The organism is Citrobacter sp. Colony219 (assembly GCF_019382635.1).
GTDB classification, from domain to species: domain Bacteria; phylum Pseudomonadota; class Gammaproteobacteria; order Enterobacterales; family Enterobacteriaceae; genus Citrobacter; species Citrobacter youngae.
The window spans coordinates 4429910-4448924 of the sequence record NZ_CP080033.1 but is presented as its reverse complement, the minus strand read 5'-3'; the positions used below and the strand labels follow the sequence as shown (position 1 = coordinate 4448924).

The following is a 19015-nucleotide window of genomic DNA, read 5'->3' as shown; positions in this document are numbered from 1 at the left end:
AATCAGTTACCTTTTTTCTCTGCCGGAGCCTTGGTCTTGTTTTTGTCCTGCAATTGCGACGGAACCAGAACGGTGGTGACGCGTTTGCCTTTCTCACTGAAGGCCTGCATTTTCTGTTCTTTTACCAGATAGGTGATCTTATCGCCCGTGATGTTGCTATCGAGTTGTTCCAGATAAGCCTTACCGGTAAGGACGACGAAATCTTTTGCCAGCTCATAGTGCATCTGTGAGGCGCGGCCTTTAACCGGTTTACCATTGTCCTGCATCTGGTAAAAGGTCGCCGGATTGCCATAACCGTCAATCACTTCTTTACCGTCTTCACCGCCCGGACGCGTGACGACGACCTTATCGGCATTAATTTTGATCGTGCCCTGAGTCACGATGACATTGCCGGTAAACGTCACCACGTTGCCCTGCATATCCAGAGACTGCTGGTCCGATTCAATGTGGATCGGCTGCTCGGTATCGCCAGTGACGGCGAATGCCGGAATGCTGGCGGCCAGAAGTGAGCTGGCAAGCACAAGATTAAGGCTGAGTTTGTTTGTTTTGGATTTCATATGAGGTTCTAACCTTTTCAATCAGCTCGGCGTTCTTGCTGCGTAAGTTGCCGCGCATCTTCAGTCCGCTGGAGTTAAATGTTGTTCCATACAACGTGACCAGATCATCGGAAGTGACATCTTGCGTCACAAGGTTGATCTGCGCGTTATCGGTAGTAATTCTGCGTAGTTGAGAGTCAGGCACCAGCGCGTTAACCTCAACATGGCCATATAGGTACAGCATCCGATCGTTGGTCAATTTAGCTTTATCGGCCTTGATTGACCAGGTCGGTACTTTGTCCTTATCAAACGTGGTTAACACCGGTTGAGTGAACCACGAAACTGCTTGATCTGAATAATATTCAACGTGTTGCGCGATCAAATGATAGCTCAGCGCGCCCTCAGGGCTGTACACGACGGTGTCGGTATGCTCGCTCTTATAGGTTGGCTCGTTGTTATTAACGACAACCTGAGCGGTGTCGTCTTTGTCTGCCAGGTTAATACCAATCATCACAAGGACAGCCAGCGACAGTAGAATGATAACCCAACGTCTGGTTTTGCTCATATCGATTGCCCTTTGGCCTCATCCAGTTTGCCCTGCGCCAGCAGTAATAAGTCGCAGACTTCGCGCACTGCGCCGCGTCCCCCGTCGATACGGGTGACGTAATCGGCTCGCGGGATCAGCAACGGATGAGCATCCGCTACCGCTACGCTTAATCCCACTTTTGCCATCACCGGCCAGTCGATCAGATCATCGCCAACATACGCCACATTCTCAGGCGCGATCGCCAGTTTGCTAAGCAGATCGCCAAAGGCAACCAGTTTGTCCGACTGCCCCTGATACAGATGTGTGATCCCTAATGTGGCACAGCGATCTTCTACAAGTTTAGCCTTTCGTCCGGTAATAATGGCAACCTCAATGCCGGAAGTGAGCGCGCAGCGAATTCCGTAGCCATCGCGGACGTTAAACGCCTTCAGCTCTTCACCGTTGTTGCCCATATAAATCAGACCATCAGACAGTACGCCATCCACATCAAGGATCAGCAGACGGATGTTTTCTGCCCTGGTGATGACGTCAGTGCTGACGGGTCCATAACAGGTCGCAAGCGACGCACCTGCTTTACTCATTTTCTTTATCCTTGAGTTTCTTACACTACACCTGCACGCAGCAGATCATGCATATGTAACACACCCAGTAACTGGTCGCCATCAGCAACCATTACCGAGGTGATATGGCGGGACTGCATTAAGTTCAGGGCATCAACGGCAAGAATCCCTGGACGCACGCGAATGCCCCCAGGGGTCATCACATCCGCAATACCTAACTGGCGTACATCAACGCCCATATCGAAGACACGACGTAAATCGCCATCCGTAAAGATGCCGTCAATCTTCATCGCGTCATCGCAAATGACGGTCATGCCGAGGTTTTTCCGCGTGATCTCCAGTAAGGCGTCACGCAGGCTGGCGCTTTTGGTCACATGCGGGATTTCGTCTCCCGTATGCATAATATCGTTAACGCGCAACAAAAGCTTACGCCCCAGTGCGCCACCAGGATGAGATAACGCAAAATCTTCTGCGGTGAAGCCGCGTGCTTTTAGTAACGCAACGGCAAGCGCATCGCCCATGACCAGCGTTGCGGTCGTGCTGCTGGTCGGTGCCAGACCTAATGGGCAGGCTTCTTTGGGCACTTTAACACACAGATGGACATCTGCTGCACGCGCCATACTGCTTTCCGGACGACCCGTCATGCAGATAAGGGGGACATGCAGGCGTTTTAACACCGGAATTAACGCTGCAATCTCATTAGATTCACCGGAGTTAGAAATGGCAATCACGACGTCCTGCGGTGACACCATACCCAGATCGCCATGTGCGGCTTCGCCAGGATGCACAAAAAATGAGGGCGTGCCGGTACTGGCAAACGTAGCGGCCATTTTGCGCCCGATATGCCCTGATTTTCCCATTCCCATCACCACGACTTTGCCCGGGCAACTGAAAATCTTTTCACAGGCGAGGGTAAAGTTCTGGTTGATGTACTGATCAAGCTCCGCCAGGCCTTCACGTTCAATTGTCAGGACTTCCTTGCCTGCTTGCTGAAAGTCAAAACCCGGTTGCAACTCTAAGTGCGACATAATGCGTTTCCAGTTATCCAACGAGAAGTGGCGATAACCAATACAGCATCGCCAGCCATATGATAAAACCGCTGGTCAGAAGCGCCCCTGCGCCACGACCAATCTGGCGCGGACGTCGCCAGCAGAGTAATGCAAAAATAAAGCTCACCAGCAGCATGACGCTGTAGTCCCGGACGAAGGCCATCGGGTTGACCTCGCCCGGTGTAATCAGTGCAGGTAACCCAAGAACGATAACAATATTAAAAATGTTAGCGCCGATGATGTTACCGACGGCAATATCGCTTTCACCTTTACGCAAACCTGCAATGGCGGTTGCCAGTTCTGGCAGGCTGGTACCAATGGCGACGACCGTCAAACCGATAGTAAGCTCGCTCATGGCAAAGTAATTTGCCAGTACAGTGGCGTTATCAACCACCATACGCGTTGCCATTGGCATAATGATCAGCGCTATCCCCAGCCATAAAAATGCGACAGGCAATCCGCCTTCGCGAGGCAGTTCCGCAACTTGCTCCCGAGTCAGGCTGTCATTGCCCTGGCGTTCTGCCAGACGGGCGATTTTAACAATGAATAGCAGCCATAGCACGGCCAGAAGCAGAAGAAAGAGGCCATCACTGCGGCTTAACTGCCCGTCATACAGAACGGACGCGGCCAAAATGCTTACCAGCAACATTAACGGTAATTCACGACGCAGAACATCGGAATGCACGGTAAAAGGATGAATGAGTGCTGACAGGCCTAAAATAAGAAGAATATTGGTGATGTTGGAGCCGATGGCGGTACCGACGGCTAAATCGAGCTGCCCATTCATTGATGCCGCAACAGAGACAATAATCTCAGGTAGGGATGTGCCGATGCTGACGACCGTCATTCCAATAATGATGGGGGGGATACCGAAGGTGCGGCATAAAATAGATGCAGCAAATACCAGACGGTCGGCACCGTAGACCACCAGAAGTAAACCAATTATTAACAGTGCCGTCGCTAAAAGCATCTAAAGTCCTTTCTTCAGGTATACTCGCCGGTCCACTTGAAGGATCTTCTGGAAGCCGTAACGAATTCTTAATTTTGACTTTATGCGGCTAAAAAGTAAAACAAATGCCAGCTTTCGCTAACCAGGACAGGCAATAATCTGTAAATATGTCGAGTTCAGGGCTAAATTGAGCGCCAACTCTTCGATCAACGAGGCAATAGTAAAGGATGAATCAATGGGTCAGTCTGTGGCGAATCTAGTCGATATGCGCGATGTCAGCTTTTCCCGAGGTGACCGCTGCATCTTTGATAATATTTCCCTGACGGTGCCGCGCGGTAAGGTGACGGCGATCATGGGGCCATCAGGCATCGGCAAAACGACGCTGTTACGTCTGATTGGCGGGCAGATCCCGCCAGATAAGGGCGAAATCCTGTTTGACGGCGAAAACGTCCCAGCCATGTCTCGTTCACGTTTGTACACCGTGCGTAAGCGCATGAGTATGCTGTTTCAGTCCGGGGCGCTGTTTACCGACATGAACGTGTTTGACAACGTCGCTTATCCACTGCGTGAGCATACGACGCTGCCCAAGGCGTTGCTCAAGAGCACGGTGATGATGAAACTGGAAGCTGTCGGCCTGCGTGGTGCGGCAAAACTCATGCCTTCTGAATTATCCGGGGGGATGGCGCGACGTGCGGCATTAGCACGCGCCATTGCGCTGGAGCCAGATCTCATTATGTTTGATGAACCGTTCGTCGGTCAGGATCCTATCACCATGGGTGTGCTGGTGAAGCTGATTTCAGAACTGAACAACGCGCTGGGCGTCACCTGCGTGGTGGTCTCTCATGATGTGCCAGAGGTACTGAGTATTGCGGATTACGCCTATATTATGGCGGACAAAAAGATAGTGGCCTACGGTAGTGCTCAGGCACTACAAGAAAATGCCGATCCGCGCGTGCGTCAGTTCCTCGATGGTATTGCCGATGGGCCGGTTCCGTTCCGCTACCCAGCGGGCGACTACCACACCGATTTACTCAAAACAGGGAGTTAAGCCACCCATGTTGTTAAATGCGCTGGCATCACTCGGACATCGGGGAATAAAAACCCTCAGGACGTTCGGGCGAGCCGGATTAATGTTGTTCAATGCGGTAGTCGGCAAGCCGGAGTTTCGCAAACATGCGCCGCTGCTGATCCGCCAGCTCTATAATGTCGGTGTCCTGTCGATGCTGATCATTATCGTTTCTGGCGTGTTCATCGGGATGGTGCTGGGATTGCAGGGATACCTGGTCCTGACAACCTACAGCGCAGAAACCAGTCTCGGTATGCTGGTGGCGCTGTCCTTGCTGCGAGAACTGGGGCCGGTTGTTGCGGCGCTGCTGTTCGCCGGGCGAGCCGGATCGGCGTTAACCGCGGAAATCGGCCTGATGCGGGCAACCGAACAGCTTTCCAGCCTGGAAATGATGGCGGTTGATCCTCTGCGTCGAGTGGTCTCTCCGCGTTTTTGGGCGGGTGTCATTTCATTGCCGCTGCTGACGATTATTTTTGTCGCCGTGGGGATCTGGGGTGGTTCACTGGTTGGCGTAAGCTGGAAAGGTATTGATGCCGGCTTTTTCTGGTCGGCTATGCAAAATGCCGTCGACTGGCGTCTGGATCTGGTCAACTGTTTGATTAAGAGCGTGGTGTTCGCCATTACGGTCACCTGGATTGCATTGTTCAATGGTTATGATGCGATTCCGACCTCCGCCGGAATTAGCCGGGCTACGACACGCACCGTTGTGCACGCCTCTCTTGCCGTTCTGGGGCTGGATTTTGTGCTGACCGCACTGATGTTTGGGAATTGAGTTCATGCAAACGAAAAAAAATGAAATTTGGGTTGGGGTATTCCTGCTGGTTGCGCTGCTGGCGGCGCTATTTGTCTGCCTGAAAGCGGCTAATGTGACCTCCATGCGTACTGAACCAACCTACACGGTTTATGCGACCTTTGATAATATCGGCGGCCTGAGAGAGCGCTCTCCCGTGCGGATTGGGGGGGTTGTTGTGGGGCGAGTTTCGGATATCTCGTTAGATCCCAAAACTTACCTGCCACGCGTAACGCTGGACATCGAATCGCGCTTTAACCATATCCCGGACACCAGCTCGCTGAGCATCCGCACCTCTGGTCTGCTGGGTGAGCAGTATCTGGCATTAAACGTGGGTTTTGAAGATCCTGAGCTGGGAACGTCTATCCTCAAAGATGGCAGTACGATTCAGGACACGAAATCCGCGATGGTGCTGGAAGATATGATTGGTCAATTCCTCTACAACAGCAACAGTAAAGGTGATGACAATAAGAATTCTGGCGATGCGCCAGCCGCAACTGAAGGCAATAATGAAGCCACTACGCCTGCGGGCGCAACGAAATAATCTCAGGAGAATCGACGTATGTTTAAACGATTGATGATGGTGGCTATGCTGGTCATTGCCCCACTTAGCGTGGCAACCGCAGCGGACCAGACTAACCCGTATAAACTGATGAATGAGGCGGCGCAGAAAACTTTCGATCGTCTGAAAAACGAGCAACCTAAAATTCGTTCCAACCCGGACTATCTGCGTCAGGTTGTCGATCAGGAGCTGCTGCCGTATGTGCAAGTAAAATATGCGGGGGCGCTGGTATTAGGGCGCTACTACAAAGAAGCTACGCCTGCGCAGCGTGACGCTTATTTCGCCGCGTTTCGCGAATACCTGAAGCAGGCTTACGGTCAGGCGCTGGCAATGTACCACGGTCAGACCTATCAGATCGCGCCGGAACAGCCGCTGGGTGATGCGACGATTGTGCCTATCCGCGTAACCATCATCGATCCAAACGGACGTCCGCCGGTGCGTCTGGATTTCCAGTGGCGTAAAAATTCTCAGACCGGTAACTGGCAGGCGTATGACATGATCGCCGAAGGCGTAAGTATGATCACCACCAAGCAAAATGAGTGGAGCGACCTGCTGCGCACGAAAGGTATTGATGGCCTGACCGCACAGCTGAAATCTATCTCTCAGCAGAAAATCACCCTGGAAGAGAAGAAATAATGACGCAGTCACTCACCTGGACGCGTGAAGGTGACAAGCTTACGCTCGCGGGAGAGCTGGATCAGGACGTGTTAAATCCGTTATGGGATGCACGTATTGAGGCGATGAAAGGGGTCACCTGCATCGATCTGAGTCAGGTTTCCCGGGTTGATACCGGTGGTCTGGCATTGCTGTTGCATCTGGTTGACCAGGGCAAGCAACAGGGGAATCGCGTTTCGCTTACCGGGGTTAACGATAAGGTTTACACCCTGGCACAGCTTTACAATTTGCCTGACGACGTCCTTCCGCGTTAATTTTTGTAGGCCGGATAAGGCCTTGTGCCGCCATCCGGCAAAACCCCTGAAGGGGATCTGCCGCCAAAGCCTTGTCTGATTTATCAGCGAGGCTTTTTGCTTATTTATGACAGCGCCACTTTGCTCTAAGATGTTGGGCTGTTTTCACTATCTGACGAATGAAGAGCCCATGGAAAATAATGAAATTCAGAGCGTGCTGATGAACGCACTCTCCCTCCAGGAAGTCCACGTTTCTGGTGACGGCAGTCACTTTCAGGTTATTGCCGTGGGTGAGATGTTTGACGGCATGAGCCGGGTAAAGAAGCAGCAATCGGTCTATGGCCCATTGATGGAGTATATTGCGGATAACCGCATTCATGCTGTGTCAATTAAAGCGTTTACCCCAGCGGAATGGGCGCGCGATCGCAAACTTAACGGTTTTTGAGCTACGGGTGATATGCCGGTAGCGAAGATGAATTCTTAACAGAGAACAGAATAATGGATAAATTCCGTGTTCAGGGGCCAACCAAGCTCCAGGGCGAAGTCACAATTTCAGGCGCTAAAAATGCCGCACTGCCGATCCTGTTTGCGGCGCTGCTGGCTGAAGAACCTATAGAAATTCAAAACGTCCCAAAACTGAAGGACGTAGATACCTCCATGAAACTGCTGAGCCAGTTGGGGGCGAAAGTAGAGCGTAATGGGTCTGTGCACATTGATGCGCGTGACGTTAACGTCTTCTGTGCACCGTACGATCTGGTGAAAACCATGCGTGCATCTATCTGGGCATTGGGGCCGCTGGTTGCGCGTTTTGGTCAGGGTCAGGTTTCTCTGCCGGGCGGCTGTACTATCGGCGCGCGCCCGGTTGACCTGCACATTACCGGTCTGGAGCAGTTAGGTGCCACAATCAAGCTGGAAGAAGGCTATGTGAAGGCGTCCGTTGATGGCCGCCTGAAAGGCGCGCACATCGTGATGGACAAAGTAAGCGTCGGTGCGACGGTCACTATCATGTGCGCGGCAACGCTTGCCGAAGGCACGACCATCATCGAAAACGCCGCACGTGAGCCGGAAATTGTGGATACCGCGAATTTCCTGATTGCGCTGGGTGCGAAGATCACAGGGCAGGGTACCGACCGTATCACCATTGAAGGCGTTGAACGCCTCGGCGGCGGTGTGTATCGCGTTCTGCCTGATCGTATTGAAACCGGGACGTTCCTGGTGGCGGCGGCGATTTCACGCGGCAAAATTATCTGCCGTAATGCGCAACCAGACACACTGGACGCTGTTCTGGCGAAGCTGCGTGATGCCGGTGCGGATATCGAAGTCGGTGAAGACTGGATTAGCCTCGACATGCACGGCAAACGCCCTAAAGCGGTTAATGTGCGCACTGCGCCACATCCGGCTTTCCCGACCGACATGCAGGCCCAGTTCACGCTGTTGAACCTGGTGGCCGAAGGGACAGGCTTCATTACGGAAACCGTGTTTGAGAACCGCTTTATGCACGTGCCTGAACTGAGCCGTATGGGGGCTCACGCGGAAATCGAAAGCAATACTGTGATTTGTCACGGGGTTGAAACGCTCTCCGGTGCACAGGTAATGGCGACCGATCTGCGCGCGTCAGCAAGTTTGGTGTTAGCGGGATGTATCGCTGAAGGCACAACGGTTGTTGACCGCATTTATCACATCGATCGCGGCTATGAGCGCATCGAGGATAAATTGCGTGCGCTGGGCGCAAACATAGAGCGCATTAAAGGCGAGTAATCGCCTACGCGTGTTGTAACCCCCAGGATCGTTGATCCGGGGGTTGCTGTTTCACCACTACTCAAGACGCTTTTTTTCTTTCCGTACTCTCATCATCCGCGTTCTGTCGATGAATTCATGCGTCCTGGTGTCATGGTAGCGTGACGGCCAAATTACCCACGGGTCTGTTCCCAGTGCTCTCGCGATAATCAATTCACCTTTCGGCCATGGCCGGGTTAACGCATTTGCCAGCGTTGATGAACTCAAGCCATTCTTACGTGACTCAGCGGCCATTGACGTGCCTTTCTTACGTAGCCCCGCGATGATGTCAGCCGGATGCCAGTCAATGAATTTGCTTTCCATAGTTCCACATCTCCTTTGGTTAACCAGTTACGGTTTCACAATCAGCCTGTGGAGTTACTATACGCCTCGAGAACGAATGTTCTAAAATGTTCTCGTAAAGTGCTTACATATTCAGAATATGCCAAGGTCATACATGTTGTTTGATTGTTTTTGTGATTTTTTTAGATCTTATAAGAACATCCCGTGTGTTGCACGGGATGCTGGGAAGCGAGACGAGGGAAATTAACGGTCGCGCTGTACGGCGATATGCGCCAGGCCAATCAGGGCTTCTTTCCACGGAGTATCTGGAAGTACCTGAAGCGCCGCGATGGCTTTATCGGCTTCTTCTTCTGCACGTTGACGGGTCCATTCCAGTGATCCGCAAGCGTTCATTGCTTCCAGAACCGGCTCCAGAAGGTGGCGACCATTACCTTGCTCAATCGCCTGGCGAATCATTTGTGCCTGCTCAGGAGTGCCGTGGCGCATCGCATGCAGTAGCGGTAGCGTAGGTTTACCTTCGTTGAGGTCATCCCCGACGTTTTTACCCAACTGCTCGCCATCTGCGCTGTAATCCAGTAAATCGTCGATAAGCTGGAAAGCGGTGCCAAGGTAACGGCCATAATCCTGCAGGCCTTTCTCTTGCTCATCGCTACAACCTGCAAGGATACCTGAACATTGGGCCGCGGCTTCAAACAGACGAGCCGTCTTGCTGTAGATAACACGCATATAGTTTTCTTCGGTGATATCCGGGTCATTGACGTTCATTAACTGCAGGACTTCGCCTTCAGCAATAACGTTGACCGCTTTAGACATCACTTCCAGCACTTTCAGCGAACCGAGGCTGGTCATCATCTGAAAGGCGCGGGTATAGATAAAATCGCCGACCAGAACGCTGGCCGCATTACCAAAGGCTGCATTCGCCGTGGCTTTCCCACGGCGCATATCGGATTCATCCACTACATCGTCATGAAGCAGGGTCGCGGTGTGGATAAACTCGATTAAGGCAGCGATCGTGACGTGGGCATTTTCCTGATAACCAACAGCGCGCGCCGCGAGTACAGCGATCATTGGACGAATGCGTTTTCCGCCGCCGCTCACGATGTAGTACCCCAATTGATTGATCAACTGGACGTCGGAATTGAGCTGTTCAAGGATTGTCGCATTGACCCCCGCCATATCTTGCGCGGTTAACTCATTGATTTTTTCTAAATTCATCGCAAAAGCCGGGCTTCTCGCCCCGATTACCTCACTATTTGAGAAGGTAACGTCGGGTTTAGGGTTAGAAATATATGCTGATTGTACTGAAAAAACGCCGCAGATAAACGTTACGGTACACGTTGTGTTTTTTTTCTTCATGTATTGACGGTAGCACTTGTCAAAGGCTCGCGTTTTGCGTAATATTCGCGCCCTATTGTGAATATTTATAGCGCACTCTGAATCATCAAAAAGGTGTGCGCGGAAGCGGAGTTTTTTATGTACGCGGTTTTCCAAAGTGGTGGTAAACAACACCGAGTAAGCGAAGGTCAGACCGTTCGCCTGGAAAAGCTGGACATCGCAACTGGCGAATCTGTTGAGTTCGCTGAAGTTCTGATGATCGCAAACGGTGAAGAAGTCAAAATCGGCGTTCCTTTCGTTGATGGCGGCGTTATCAAAGCTGAAGTCGTTGCTCACGGTCGTGGCGAGAAAGTTAAAATTGTTAAGTTTCGTCGTCGTAAACACTACCGTAAGCAGCAGGGCCATCGTCAGTGGTTCACTGATGTGAAAATCACTGGCATCAGCGCTTAAGTTAAGGGGAGCAGATTAAATGGCACATAAAAAGGCTGGCGGCTCGACTCGTAACGGTCGCGATTCAGAAGCTAAACGTCTGGGCGTAAAACGCTTCGGCGGTGAAACAGTTCTGGCTGGTAGCATCATCGTTCGTCAACGTGGTACTAAATTCCACGCTGGCTCCAACGTTGGTTGCGGCAAAGACCACACTCTGTTTGCTAAAGCAGACGGTAAAGTGAAATTTGAAGTGAAAGGCCCGAAAAACCGTAAATTCATCAGCATCGTTGCTGAATAAGTTTTTCGCGTCCCGGTAACGGATAAAAGCCCCGCAACACGTTGCGGGGCTTTTTACATTCGACGGCCGGTAAATACGCTCGTCGCGCGTGACAACCCGGAAACGAGCCCTTGCAGGGAATACGGCATGAAGCAGCAGGCAGGCATTGGTATTCTGTTAGCACTCACGACAGCTGTCTGTTGGGGGGCTTTACCAATAGCGATGAAGCAAGTGCTGGAGGTGATGGAGCCTCCTACCGTGGTGTTTTACCGTTTTTTAATGGCAAGTATTGGCCTTGGCGCTATTCTTGCGGTTAAAAAAAAGCTCCCTCCATTGCGTATTTTTCGCAAAGCGCGTTGGCTGGTACTGCTGGCTATCGCTACCGGTGGGCTGTTCGGTAACTTCATTCTGTTTAGTTCATCCTTGCAATATTTGAGCCCAACGGCTTCGCAGGTTATCGGTCAACTGTCACCGGTTGGCATGATGATCGCCAGCGTCTTTATCCTGAAGGAGAAGATGCGCGGCACGCAGATTATTGGCGCTATTATGCTTCTGAGCGGATTGGTGTTGTTTTTTAATACCAGTCTGATCGAAATTTTTACCCGGCTGACCGATTACACCTGGGGTGTGATCTTTGGTGTCGGTGCCGCGACGGTTTGGGTGTGTTATGGGGTCGCGCAAAAGGTGTTATTGCGCCGGCTGGCATCACCGCAGATCCTGTTTTTACTGTACACTTTATGTACGATAGCGTTGTTGCCGCTGGCTAAACCCGGTGTAATAGCGCAACTCAGCGACTGGCAGCTGGCATGCCTCGTGTTCTGCGGCCTGAATACGCTGGTAGGATACGGTGCCCTTGCGGAAGCAATGGCTCGCTGGCAGGCGGCGCAGGTGAGCGCCATAATTACGCTCACGCCGCTGTTTACGTTGTTATTTTCAGATTTATTATCACTGGCCTGGCCCGATTTCTTCGCCAGACCGATGCTAAACCTTTTAGGTTATCTCGGTGCGTTTATCGTGGTTGCGGGCGCGATGTATTCCGCCATTGGTCATCGAATTTGGGGCGGTTTACGTAAGCATGAAACGGTGGTTTCGCAACCCCGCTCAGGCGAATGATTTACGGAGAGTAAAATGAAGTTTGTTGATGAAGCATCGATTCTGGTCGTTGCAGGCGATGGCGGTAACGGTTGTGTCAGCTTCCGCCGCGAAAAATACATCCCAAAAGGCGGTCCGGACGGTGGTGACGGTGGTGATGGCGGTGACGTCTGGCTGGAAGCCGACGAAAACCTGAACACGCTGATCGATTACCGTTTTGAAAAATCATTCCGTGCGGAACGTGGTCAGAATGGCGCGAGCCGTGATTGCACCGGTAAGCGTGGTAAAGATGTCACGATTAAAGTGCCTGTCGGTACGCGTGTTATCGATCAGGGCACGGGCGAAACTATGGGCGACATGACCAAACACGGTCAGCGTCTGATGGTCGCTAAAGGCGGCTGGCACGGTCTGGGTAACACCCGTTTTAAATCGTCGGTCAACCGTACCCCGCGTCAGAAAACGATGGGTACACCTGGCGATAAGCGTGACCTGATGCTGGAGCTGATGCTGCTGGCAGACGTGGGTATGCTGGGTATGCCAAACGCCGGTAAATCGACGTTTATCCGTGCAGTGTCTGCGGCGAAACCGAAAGTGGCGGATTATCCGTTCACCACGCTGGTACCGAGCCTCGGCGTTGTGCGTATGGACAACGAAAAGAGCTTCGTGGTTGCCGACATTCCGGGTCTGATTGAAGGCGCGGCTGAAGGCGCTGGTCTTGGTATCCGCTTCCTGAAGCACCTGGAGCGTTGCCGCGTGTTGCTGCACCTCATTGATATCGATCCGATTGACGGTTCCGATCCGGTAGAAAACGCCCGTATCATTATTGGCGAACTGGAAAAATACAGTCAGGATCTGGCGTCTAAACCACGCTGGTTAGTGTTCAACAAAATTGATTTGATGGACAAAGCTGAAGCGGAAGAAAAAGCGAAAGCCATCGCTGAAGCGCTGGGCTGGGAAGGTAAATATTACCTGATCTCTGCCGCCAGCCAGCTGGGTGTGAAGGATCTTTGCTGGGATGTAATGACCTTTATCATTGAGAACCCAATCGTTCAGGCTGAAGAAGCGAAACAGCCGGAGAAAGTTGAGTTCATGTGGGATGATTATCACCGCCAGCAGCTCGCTGAAGTCGAAGACGAAGCGGAAGATGACTGGGATGATGATTGGGACGAAGACGACGAAGAAGGCGTTGAGTTCATTTACAAGCGTTAATCGCATGAAAAACCCCGGCCATGTTGCCGGGGTTTTTGTTTCCAGGACGCGCTGTAGGCCGGATAAGGCGCGTTTGCGCCGCCATCCGGCAAACATACTCAGTTATTTTGATATATATCTTTGTACAGCCGACTCTCGAAGCGCACCAGTGGAATACGTCGGTTGCGCTGGTCTGCAGGCTCTACCGCATAGCCAGACAGATACTGCACGAACGCCATGCGTTGCCCGCTGGCGGTGGTGATGAACCCCGCGAGGTTGTACACCCCTTGAAGTGAGCCTGTTTTCGCTGAAACCTTACCATCAACACCAGCCTGATGCAGGCCTGCACGGTATTGCAGGGAGCCATCGTGGCCAGCCAGCGGTAGCATGGTGATAAAGTTCAGCTCATTGTCATGCTGCGCGATGTATTGCAGCACCTGCATCATGGTGGCGGGGGCAATCAGGTTATGGCGAGAGAGGCCAGAGCCGTCGGCAATAATCGTGTTGCCAATATCGACGCCCGCCTGCTGACGCAGGATCTGACGTACGGCATCTGAACCTGCCCGCCAGGTGCCCGGTACGTTAAATCGCGCATGGCCAATCATGCGAAAAACGGTGTCGGCAATCATGTTGTCCGATTTTTTCAGCATAATCTTAAGCAGGTCATGCAGTGGCGCTGACTGCTTACTGGCGACCACCGTTCCCGGCTCGTTGACCAGCGTCTGGCGCAGCAGCGTACCGCTGTAGGTGATACCTGCTTGTTTTAGCTCATCTTTGATAATCGCCCCGGCATAGCTGGCTCCGTCCTGAATGGCGAACGCCAGCGGCAGCGGATCGGCTCGTTGGGGCAGGCATCCGGTCAGCGTATAGCGGTTGAGATCGCCGGGAACCACATCCAGTTCACAATATTGCGCTTCCGCAGAACCTCGGGCGAGAGTACGCACCTGGCTGAACATGGTGACCGGGTAATAAGATGCCACGCGAATAAAGGCGAGATCGTTGGGTTTTTGCGCGCTGTAGAGTGAAACCGAGAAACAGTTACGATCGACAATGGCTGCTGCGGGCGGTGCGCTAAAACACTGCGTCATGTCGTTCCAGGGCCAGCCAGGGGCTTTATCATGACTGGCGAAAATAGAGGTGTCGATCAGGACATTTCCGGCAATTTGCGTCACGCCTGATTTTTTCAGGGTTGCCACCATATTGCGGATATCCTGACGTTTTAGCGTCGGATCGGCACCAAATCGCGCCACTAAGTCACCTTTTAATACCCCGCCTTCCACGTTGCCTTTCGTCTCAAGCGTGGTGGTAAAACGAAAGTCCGGCCCGAGCTGAATCAATGCCGCCAGCGCGGTGATCACTTTCTGGGTACTGGCGGGGAGTGCCATCTGCTGGCTATGAAAATCAATAGCAGGAGCAGGAGCGCCAACCTTCTGTACCATAAGGGCGAGGTTGGCCCCGGCAGGGAGCTGATTGATATACTCGTCGACGTTCGCAGCCTGAACGCTGAACGCTATACTGGCAGTCAATCCAATGGTAAATCTGGAAAATCGCATAATCTCGCGCTAACAACCTGGAAACAGGCCGTCATACTACGGCGCAACGCCCCAAAAAGTAAACGATGACCCATAGGGAACTCCAGGGTAAAATGAACATCAAATGGAGAATTGTAGCTGACCTGGGACCTCGTGCCCCGGGTCGGTATTTTTTTGCTTCTGACTCTGGCATGGCGTATGCCAGGGTGGGCTTAGCAGCCGGGGTGAGGACAACCACCCCCTACAGGAATGTTCAAGAGGTATAACAAATGCAAGCTATCCCGATGACCTTACGTGGTGCTGAAAAACTGCGCGAAGAACTGGATTTTCTTAAATCTGTGCGTCGCCCTGAAATTATTGCCGCGATCGCGGAAGCGCGTGAACACGGTGACCTGAAAGAGAACGCGGAGTATCACGCGGCGCGTGAACAGCAGGGATTCTGCGAGGGTCGCATTAAAGATATCGAAGCCAAACTGTCTAACGCGCAGGTTATTGACGTCACTAAAATGCCAAATAACGGCCGCGTTGTGTTCGGTGCGACGGTTACCGTTCTGAATCTTGATAACGATGAAGAGCAGACCTGGCGCATTGTGGGCGATGATGAGGCCGATTTTAAACAAAACCTGATTTCGGTGAACTCACCTATTGCTCGTGGCCTGATTGGTAAAGAGCAGGATGACGTGGTGGTTATCAAAACGCCGGGCGGCGAAGTTGAGTATGAAGTGACGAAGGTCGAATACCTGTAAGAATTTCCCAATACTCAAGATGTTGATGTATTGTAAAGAAAGGAAAAAGGCCGCATAGCGGCCTTTTATCAACGAAGAGAGCGTGGCATTTTGCTCTCCTGCTAGCGGAAATTCCCGCGTTTTACACAAACTTCGTGTTCAACTTTGGGATATTCTTAGCGTGGCAGCGAGATTTTACGTTCTTTAGTCGGGCGATACAGTACCAGCGTTTTGCCGATGACCTGTACATTGCAGGCGCCGGTTTCGCGTACGATAGCTTCCACGATCAAGGTTTTAGTATCGCGATCTTCCGAGGCGATTTTCACCTTGATAAGCTCATGGTGCTCTAACGCTTGTTCAATCTCGGCCAGTACCCCTTCGGTCAAACCATTATTGCCAAGCATAACTACAGGCTTGAGCGGATGTGCCAGACCTTTCAGGTGCTGTTTTTGTTTAGTACTCAGATTCATCGTATATTTTTGCTTACGTTGGGATTGAAAACGGGTCATTCTACCGCCATCTCCCATATATCGCCAAATAGCTGTGTAGATATTTACACCATTGGTTACGATGAACTGCCCGATGGGAAAGTGAAATGACAGGTAAAAAGCGTTCTGCCAGCTCGAGTCGCTGGCTTCAGGAACACTTTAGCGATAAATATGTTCAACAGGCACAGAAAAAGGGGTTACGTTCCCGTGCCTGGTTTAAACTTGATGAAATACAGCAAAGTGACAAAATTTTTAAACCGGGGATGACGATTGTTGACCTCGGCGCTGCACCCGGTGGCTGGTCGCAATATGCGGTTACGCAGATCGGAAACAGCGGCCGCATTATCGCTTGCGATCTTTTACCTATGGATCCAATCGTTGGTGTGGACTTCCTTCAGGGCGACTTTCGTGATGAATTAGTCCTGAAAGCGTTACTTGAGCGTGTAGGTGACAGTAAAGTACAAGTTGTCATGTCTGATATGGCGCCAAATATGTGTGGAACACCGGCGGTGGATATTCCCCGGGCCATGTATCTGGTTGAACTGGCACTTGGAATGGCTCGTGATGTATTAGCGCCAGGTGGTAGTTTTGTAGTGAAGGTGTTCCAGGGCGAAGGCTTCGATGAGTATCTAAGAGAGATTCGCTCCCTGTTTACGAAGGTCAAAGTTCGTAAGCCGGACTCTTCTCGCGCCCGTTCGCGTGAAGTGTACATTGTAGCGACCGGGCGTAAACCATAACCGGTAGATTTCAAACGAAAGTTTGAAAGACACTGGATATAGAGTATCCTGACGCTGTTTTTAACACAGTTGTAATATGAGGTTAATCCCTTGAGTGACATGGCGAAAAACCTAATACTCTGGCTGGTCATTGCCGTTGTGCTGATGTCAGTATTCCAGAGCTTTGGGCCCAGCGAGTCTAATGGCCGTAAGGTTGATTACTCTACCTTCCTGCAAGAGGTCAATCAGGACCAGGTTCGTGAAGCGCGTATCAACGGACGTGAGATTAACGTTACCAAGAAAGATAGTAACCGTTACACGACCTACATTCCGGTTAACGATCCGAAGCTGCTTGATAACCTGCTGACCAAAAACGTCAAGGTTGTTGGTGAGCCGCCTGAAGAGCCGAGCCTGCTGGCTTCTATCTTCATTTCCTGGTTCCCAATGCTGCTGCTGATTGGTGTCTGGATCTTCTTTATGCGTCAAATGCAGGGCGGTGGTGGCAAAGGTGCCATGTCGTTCGGTAAGAGCAAAGCGCGCATGTTGACCGAAGATCAGATCAAAACCACTTTTGCTGATGTCGCGGGTTGTGACGAAGCGAAAGAAGAGGTCGCTGAACTGGTTGAATACCTGCGCGAACCGAGCCGTTTCCAGAAGCTGGGCGGTAAGATCCCGAAAGGCGTCCTGATGGTTGGTCCTCCGGGTACAGGTAAAACCCTGCTGGCAAAAGCCATCGCGGGTGAAGCGAAGGTTCCATTCTTCACAATTTCCGGTTCTGATTTCGTGGAAATGTTCGTTGGTGTGGGCGCATCTCGTGTGCGTGACATGTTCGAACAAGCCAAGAAAGCGGCACCGTGTATCATCTTCATCGATGAAATCGACGCCGTAGGTCGCCAGCGTGGCGCTGGTCTGGGTGGCGGTCACGATGAACGTGAACAGACGCTGAACCAGATGCTGGTTGAGATGGACGGCTTCGAAGGTAACGAAGGTATTATCGTTATCGCGGCAACTAACCGTCCGGATGTTCTTGACCCTGCGCTGTTGCGCCCAGGCCGTTTTGACCGTCAGGTTGTGGTGGGGCTGCCAGACGTTCGCGGTCGTGAACAGATTCTGAAAGTGCATATGCGTCGCGTACCGCTGTCTCCGGATATCGATGCGGCAATCATTGCTCGTGGTACGCCTGGTTTCTCCGGTGCGGACCTTGCGAACCTGGTGAACGAAGCGGCACTGTTTGCAGCGCGTGGTAACAAGCGTGTTGTATCGATGGTTGAGTTCGAGAAAGCGAAAGACAAAATCATGATGGGTGCGGAACGTCGCTCCATGGTGATGACGGAAGCGCAGAAAGAATCTACCGCGTATCACGAAGCTGGCCATGCAATCATCGGTCGCCTGGTGCCGGAGCACGATCCGGTGCACAAAGTGACGATTATTCCGCGCGGTCGTGCGCTGGGTGTCACCTTCTTCCTGCCTGAAGGCGACGCAATTAGCGCCAGCCGTCAGAAACTGGAAAGTCAGATCTCCACGCTGTACGGCGGTCGCCTGGCGGAAGAGATCATCTACGGTGCTGAACATGTTTCTACCGGTGCGTCCAACGACATTAAAGTCGCGACGAACCTGGCGCGTAACATGGTCACTCAGTGGGGCTTCTCTGACAAACTGGGGCCGTTGCTGTACGCGGAAGAAGAAGGCGAAGTGTTCCTCGGTCGTTCTGTTGCGAAAGCAAAACATATGTCCGATGAAACCGCGCGTATTATCGATCAGGAAGTGAAATCACTGATTGAGCGCAACTATGACCGTGCTCGCCGTCTGCTGAACGATAACCTGGACATTCTGCACTCGATGAAAGATGCGCTCATGAAATATGAGACCATCGATGCACCGCAGATTGATGATCTAATGGCTCGCCGCGATGTGCGCCCGCCAGCGGGTTGGGAAGAGTCTGGTTCATCTAACAACTCTGGCAACAATGGCACCCCGAGTGCACCGCGTCCGGCTGAAGAGCCGCGTACGCCGAACCCGGGCAACATGTCAGAGCAGTTAGGCGACAAATAAGTTATCGTCATCTGATGACCATGTTTTAATTGAAAACCCTGGGGCTTGCTCCGGGGTTTTTTTATTTATCAACTTATACCCAATGAATTTCGAGTTGCATCAAGGCGGCGACGCAGGGAATCCCCTGGAGCGTAC

Annotated in this window: 23 protein-coding genes; 14 read left to right on the top strand and 9 right to left on the bottom strand. The window is 52.0% G+C overall.

Annotated elements, in window-relative coordinates:
* Positions 1 to 2 precede the first annotated feature (2 nt).
* The 5 genes from lptA to JTI85_RS19655 are packed head-to-tail and all read right to left on the bottom strand — an operon-like array spanning position 3 to position 3662.
* Positions 3 to 557: a lipopolysaccharide ABC transporter substrate-binding protein LptA gene (gene lptA, locus JTI85_RS19675; RefSeq protein WP_048213424.1), complete on the bottom strand. Its 555-nt coding sequence runs from the start codon at positions 555 to 557 to the stop codon at positions 3 to 5.
* Complete coding sequence (lptC, locus tag JTI85_RS19670) at positions 526 to 1101, bottom strand: LPS export ABC transporter periplasmic protein LptC (protein ID WP_048213423.1); 576 nt, start codon at positions 1099 to 1101, stop codon at positions 526 to 528. The genes lptA and lptC overlap by 32 nt, the downstream gene beginning before the upstream one ends.
* Positions 1098 to 1664, bottom strand: coding sequence for a 3-deoxy-manno-octulosonate-8-phosphatase KdsC (kdsC, locus tag JTI85_RS19665; RefSeq protein ID WP_005121322.1), 567 nt, complete (start codon positions 1662 to 1664; stop codon positions 1098 to 1100). The genes lptC and kdsC overlap by 4 nt, the downstream gene beginning before the upstream one ends.
* A 20-nt stretch (positions 1665 to 1684) precedes the next feature.
* On the bottom strand, positions 1685 to 2671 hold the full coding sequence (gene kdsD, locus JTI85_RS19660; protein WP_048213422.1) for an arabinose-5-phosphate isomerase KdsD: 987 nt from the start codon (positions 2669 to 2671) through the stop codon (positions 1685 to 1687).
* 13 nt (positions 2672 to 2684) lie between these two features.
* Complete coding sequence (locus JTI85_RS19655) at positions 2685 to 3662, bottom strand: calcium/sodium antiporter (RefSeq protein ID WP_219351932.1); 978 nt, start codon at positions 3660 to 3662, stop codon at positions 2685 to 2687.
* 214 nt (positions 3663 to 3876) lie between these two features.
* Between JTI85_RS19655 and mlaF the strand changes: the two genes are divergently transcribed.
* From mlaF to murA, 7 genes are all read left to right on the top strand, one after another.
* Positions 3877 to 4689, top strand: a complete 813-nt coding sequence (gene mlaF, locus JTI85_RS19650) for a phospholipid ABC transporter ATP-binding protein MlaF (protein ID WP_048213420.1) — start codon at positions 3877 to 3879, stop codon at positions 4687 to 4689.
* 7 nt (positions 4690 to 4696) lie between these two features.
* Positions 4697 to 5479: a lipid asymmetry maintenance ABC transporter permease subunit MlaE gene (mlaE, locus tag JTI85_RS19645; RefSeq protein WP_048213419.1), complete on the top strand. Its 783-nt coding sequence runs from the start codon at positions 4697 to 4699 to the stop codon at positions 5477 to 5479.
* A gap of 4 nt (positions 5480 to 5483) precedes the next feature.
* A complete protein-coding gene (gene mlaD / locus JTI85_RS19640) occupies positions 5484 to 6041 on the top strand; it encodes an outer membrane lipid asymmetry maintenance protein MlaD (RefSeq protein WP_048213507.1) in 558 nt (185 codons plus the stop codon).
* 18 nt (positions 6042 to 6059) lie between these two features.
* Complete coding sequence (gene mlaC, locus JTI85_RS19635; protein ID WP_048213418.1) at positions 6060 to 6695, top strand: phospholipid-binding protein MlaC; 636 nt, start codon at positions 6060 to 6062, stop codon at positions 6693 to 6695.
* Positions 6695 to 6988, top strand: a complete 294-nt coding sequence (gene mlaB, locus JTI85_RS19630) for a lipid asymmetry maintenance protein MlaB (protein WP_101741914.1) — start codon at positions 6695 to 6697, stop codon at positions 6986 to 6988. Before mlaC ends, mlaB begins: the two co-directional genes overlap by 1 nt.
* A 169-nt stretch (positions 6989 to 7157) precedes the next feature.
* Entirely contained in the window at positions 7158 to 7412 is a 255-nt protein-coding gene (gene ibaG, locus JTI85_RS19625) for a BolA family iron metabolism protein IbaG (protein WP_005121314.1), read from the top strand.
* Between the two features lie 53 nt (positions 7413 to 7465).
* Positions 7466 to 8725 (top strand): UDP-N-acetylglucosamine 1-carboxyvinyltransferase, encoded by a 1260-nt coding sequence (murA, locus tag JTI85_RS19620; protein WP_219351931.1) that lies wholly within the window; start codon positions 7466 to 7468, stop codon positions 8723 to 8725.
* 57 nt (positions 8726 to 8782) lie between these two features.
* Here murA and sfsB read toward each other — a convergent pair whose 3' ends face one another.
* Positions 8783 to 9067, bottom strand: coding sequence for a DNA-binding transcriptional regulator SfsB (sfsB, locus tag JTI85_RS19615; protein ID WP_048213415.1), 285 nt, complete (start codon positions 9065 to 9067; stop codon positions 8783 to 8785).
* A gap of 222 nt (positions 9068 to 9289) precedes the next feature.
* A complete protein-coding gene (gene ispB / locus JTI85_RS19610) occupies positions 9290 to 10261 on the bottom strand; it encodes an octaprenyl diphosphate synthase (protein WP_048213414.1) in 972 nt (323 codons plus the stop codon).
* 258 nt (positions 10262 to 10519) lie between these two features.
* Here ispB and rplU point away from each other — a divergent pair, with 258 nt between their 5' ends.
* The 4 genes from rplU (at position 10520) to cgtA (ending at position 13388) form a co-directional block, all read left to right on the top strand.
* Positions 10520 to 10831: a 50S ribosomal protein L21 gene (gene rplU / locus JTI85_RS19605; protein ID WP_003025032.1), complete on the top strand. Its 312-nt coding sequence runs from the start codon at positions 10520 to 10522 to the stop codon at positions 10829 to 10831.
* Positions 10832 to 10850: 19 nt separating this feature from the next.
* Positions 10851 to 11108 (top strand): 50S ribosomal protein L27, encoded by a 258-nt coding sequence (gene rpmA / locus JTI85_RS19600; protein WP_003025030.1) that lies wholly within the window; start codon positions 10851 to 10853, stop codon positions 11106 to 11108.
* A gap of 126 nt (positions 11109 to 11234) precedes the next feature.
* On the top strand, positions 11235 to 12200 hold the full coding sequence (locus JTI85_RS19595) for a DMT family transporter (RefSeq protein WP_048213413.1): 966 nt from the start codon (positions 11235 to 11237) through the stop codon (positions 12198 to 12200).
* A gap of 15 nt (positions 12201 to 12215) precedes the next feature.
* Positions 12216 to 13388 (top strand): Obg family GTPase CgtA, encoded by a 1173-nt coding sequence (gene cgtA / locus JTI85_RS19590; protein ID WP_003828732.1) that lies wholly within the window; start codon positions 12216 to 12218, stop codon positions 13386 to 13388.
* A 98-nt stretch (positions 13389 to 13486) separates the two neighbouring features.
* Here the strand turns inward: cgtA and dacB are convergent, their stop codons facing one another.
* Positions 13487 to 14920: a serine-type D-Ala-D-Ala carboxypeptidase gene (dacB, locus tag JTI85_RS19585; protein ID WP_003025021.1), complete on the bottom strand. Its 1434-nt coding sequence runs from the start codon at positions 14918 to 14920 to the stop codon at positions 13487 to 13489.
* A 248-nt stretch (positions 14921 to 15168) separates the two neighbouring features.
* Here dacB and greA point away from each other — a divergent pair, with 248 nt between their 5' ends.
* Positions 15169 to 15645, top strand: coding sequence for a transcription elongation factor GreA (gene greA / locus JTI85_RS19580; protein ID WP_003025019.1), 477 nt, complete (start codon positions 15169 to 15171; stop codon positions 15643 to 15645).
* Between the two features lie 155 nt (positions 15646 to 15800).
* On the opposite strand, the gene yhbY is transcribed toward greA, so the two are convergent.
* Complete coding sequence (gene yhbY / locus JTI85_RS19575) at positions 15801 to 16094, bottom strand: ribosome assembly RNA-binding protein YhbY (RefSeq protein ID WP_003025016.1); 294 nt, start codon at positions 16092 to 16094, stop codon at positions 15801 to 15803.
* Between the two features lie 125 nt (positions 16095 to 16219).
* On the opposite strand from yhbY, the gene rlmE reads away from it, so the two are divergent.
* Together rlmE and ftsH are read left to right on the top strand one after the other, a co-directional pair.
* The gene (rlmE, locus tag JTI85_RS19570; protein ID WP_004106110.1) at positions 16220 to 16849 is read left to right on the top strand and encodes a 23S rRNA (uridine(2552)-2'-O)-methyltransferase RlmE; all 630 of its coding nucleotides are present in this window, start codon (positions 16220 to 16222) and stop codon (positions 16847 to 16849) included.
* A gap of 99 nt (positions 16850 to 16948) precedes the next feature.
* Entirely contained in the window at positions 16949 to 18880 is a 1932-nt protein-coding gene (gene ftsH / locus JTI85_RS19565; RefSeq protein ID WP_048213411.1) for an ATP-dependent zinc metalloprotease FtsH, read from the top strand.
* The last annotated feature ends 135 nt before the right edge of the window (positions 18881 to 19015 follow it).

Excerpts from the sequence above, each read along its gene's own strand:
- ispB (WP_048213414.1), bottom strand. The coding sequence starts at position 10,261 with ATGAATTTAGAAAAAATCAATGAGTTAACCGCGCAAGATATGGCGGGG.
- mlaE (WP_048213419.1), top strand. The coding sequence starts at position 4,697 with ATGTTGTTAAATGCGCTGGCATCACTCGGACATCGGGGAATAAAAACC.
- cgtA (WP_003828732.1), top strand. The coding sequence starts at position 12,216 with ATGAAGTTTGTTGATGAAGCATCGATTCTGGTCGTTGCAGGCGATGGC.
- ibaG (WP_005121314.1), top strand. The coding sequence starts at position 7,158 with ATGGAAAATAATGAAATTCAGAGCGTGCTGATGAACGCACTCTCCCTC.
- mlaF (WP_048213420.1), top strand. The coding sequence starts at position 3,877 with ATGGGTCAGTCTGTGGCGAATCTAGTCGATATGCGCGATGTCAGCTTT.
- sfsB (WP_048213415.1), bottom strand. The coding sequence starts at position 9,067 with ATGGAAAGCAAATTCATTGACTGGCATCCGGCTGACATCATCGCGGGG.
- dacB (WP_003025021.1), bottom strand. The coding sequence starts at position 14,920 with ATGCGATTTTCCAGATTTACCATTGGATTGACTGCCAGTATAGCGTTC.
- greA (WP_003025019.1), top strand. The coding sequence starts at position 15,169 with ATGCAAGCTATCCCGATGACCTTACGTGGTGCTGAAAAACTGCGCGAA.
- ftsH (WP_048213411.1), top strand. The coding sequence starts at position 16,949 with ATGGCGAAAAACCTAATACTCTGGCTGGTCATTGCCGTTGTGCTGATG.
- kdsD (WP_048213422.1), bottom strand. The coding sequence starts at position 2,671 with ATGTCGCACTTAGAGTTGCAACCGGGTTTTGACTTTCAGCAAGCAGGC.
- yhbY (WP_003025016.1), bottom strand. The coding sequence starts at position 16,094 with ATGAATCTGAGTACTAAACAAAAACAGCACCTGAAAGGTCTGGCACAT.
- JTI85_RS19655 (WP_219351932.1), bottom strand. The coding sequence starts at position 3,662 with ATGCTTTTAGCGACGGCACTGTTAATAATTGGTTTACTTCTGGTGGTC.
- mlaC (WP_048213418.1), top strand. The coding sequence starts at position 6,060 with ATGTTTAAACGATTGATGATGGTGGCTATGCTGGTCATTGCCCCACTT.
- rpmA (WP_003025030.1), top strand. The coding sequence starts at position 10,851 with ATGGCACATAAAAAGGCTGGCGGCTCGACTCGTAACGGTCGCGATTCA.
- rplU (WP_003025032.1), top strand. The coding sequence starts at position 10,520 with ATGTACGCGGTTTTCCAAAGTGGTGGTAAACAACACCGAGTAAGCGAA.
- JTI85_RS19595 (WP_048213413.1), top strand. The coding sequence starts at position 11,235 with ATGAAGCAGCAGGCAGGCATTGGTATTCTGTTAGCACTCACGACAGCT.
- kdsC (WP_005121322.1), bottom strand. The coding sequence starts at position 1,664 with ATGAGTAAAGCAGGTGCGTCGCTTGCGACCTGTTATGGACCCGTCAGC.
- rlmE (WP_004106110.1), top strand. The coding sequence starts at position 16,220 with ATGACAGGTAAAAAGCGTTCTGCCAGCTCGAGTCGCTGGCTTCAGGAA.
- lptC (WP_048213423.1), bottom strand. The coding sequence starts at position 1,101 with ATGAGCAAAACCAGACGTTGGGTTATCATTCTACTGTCGCTGGCTGTC.
- mlaB (WP_101741914.1), top strand. The coding sequence starts at position 6,695 with ATGACGCAGTCACTCACCTGGACGCGTGAAGGTGACAAGCTTACGCTC.
- mlaD (WP_048213507.1), top strand. The coding sequence starts at position 5,484 with ATGCAAACGAAAAAAAATGAAATTTGGGTTGGGGTATTCCTGCTGGTT.
- lptA (WP_048213424.1), bottom strand. The coding sequence starts at position 557 with ATGAAATCCAAAACAAACAAACTCAGCCTTAATCTTGTGCTTGCCAGC.
- murA (WP_219351931.1), top strand. The coding sequence starts at position 7,466 with ATGGATAAATTCCGTGTTCAGGGGCCAACCAAGCTCCAGGGCGAAGTC.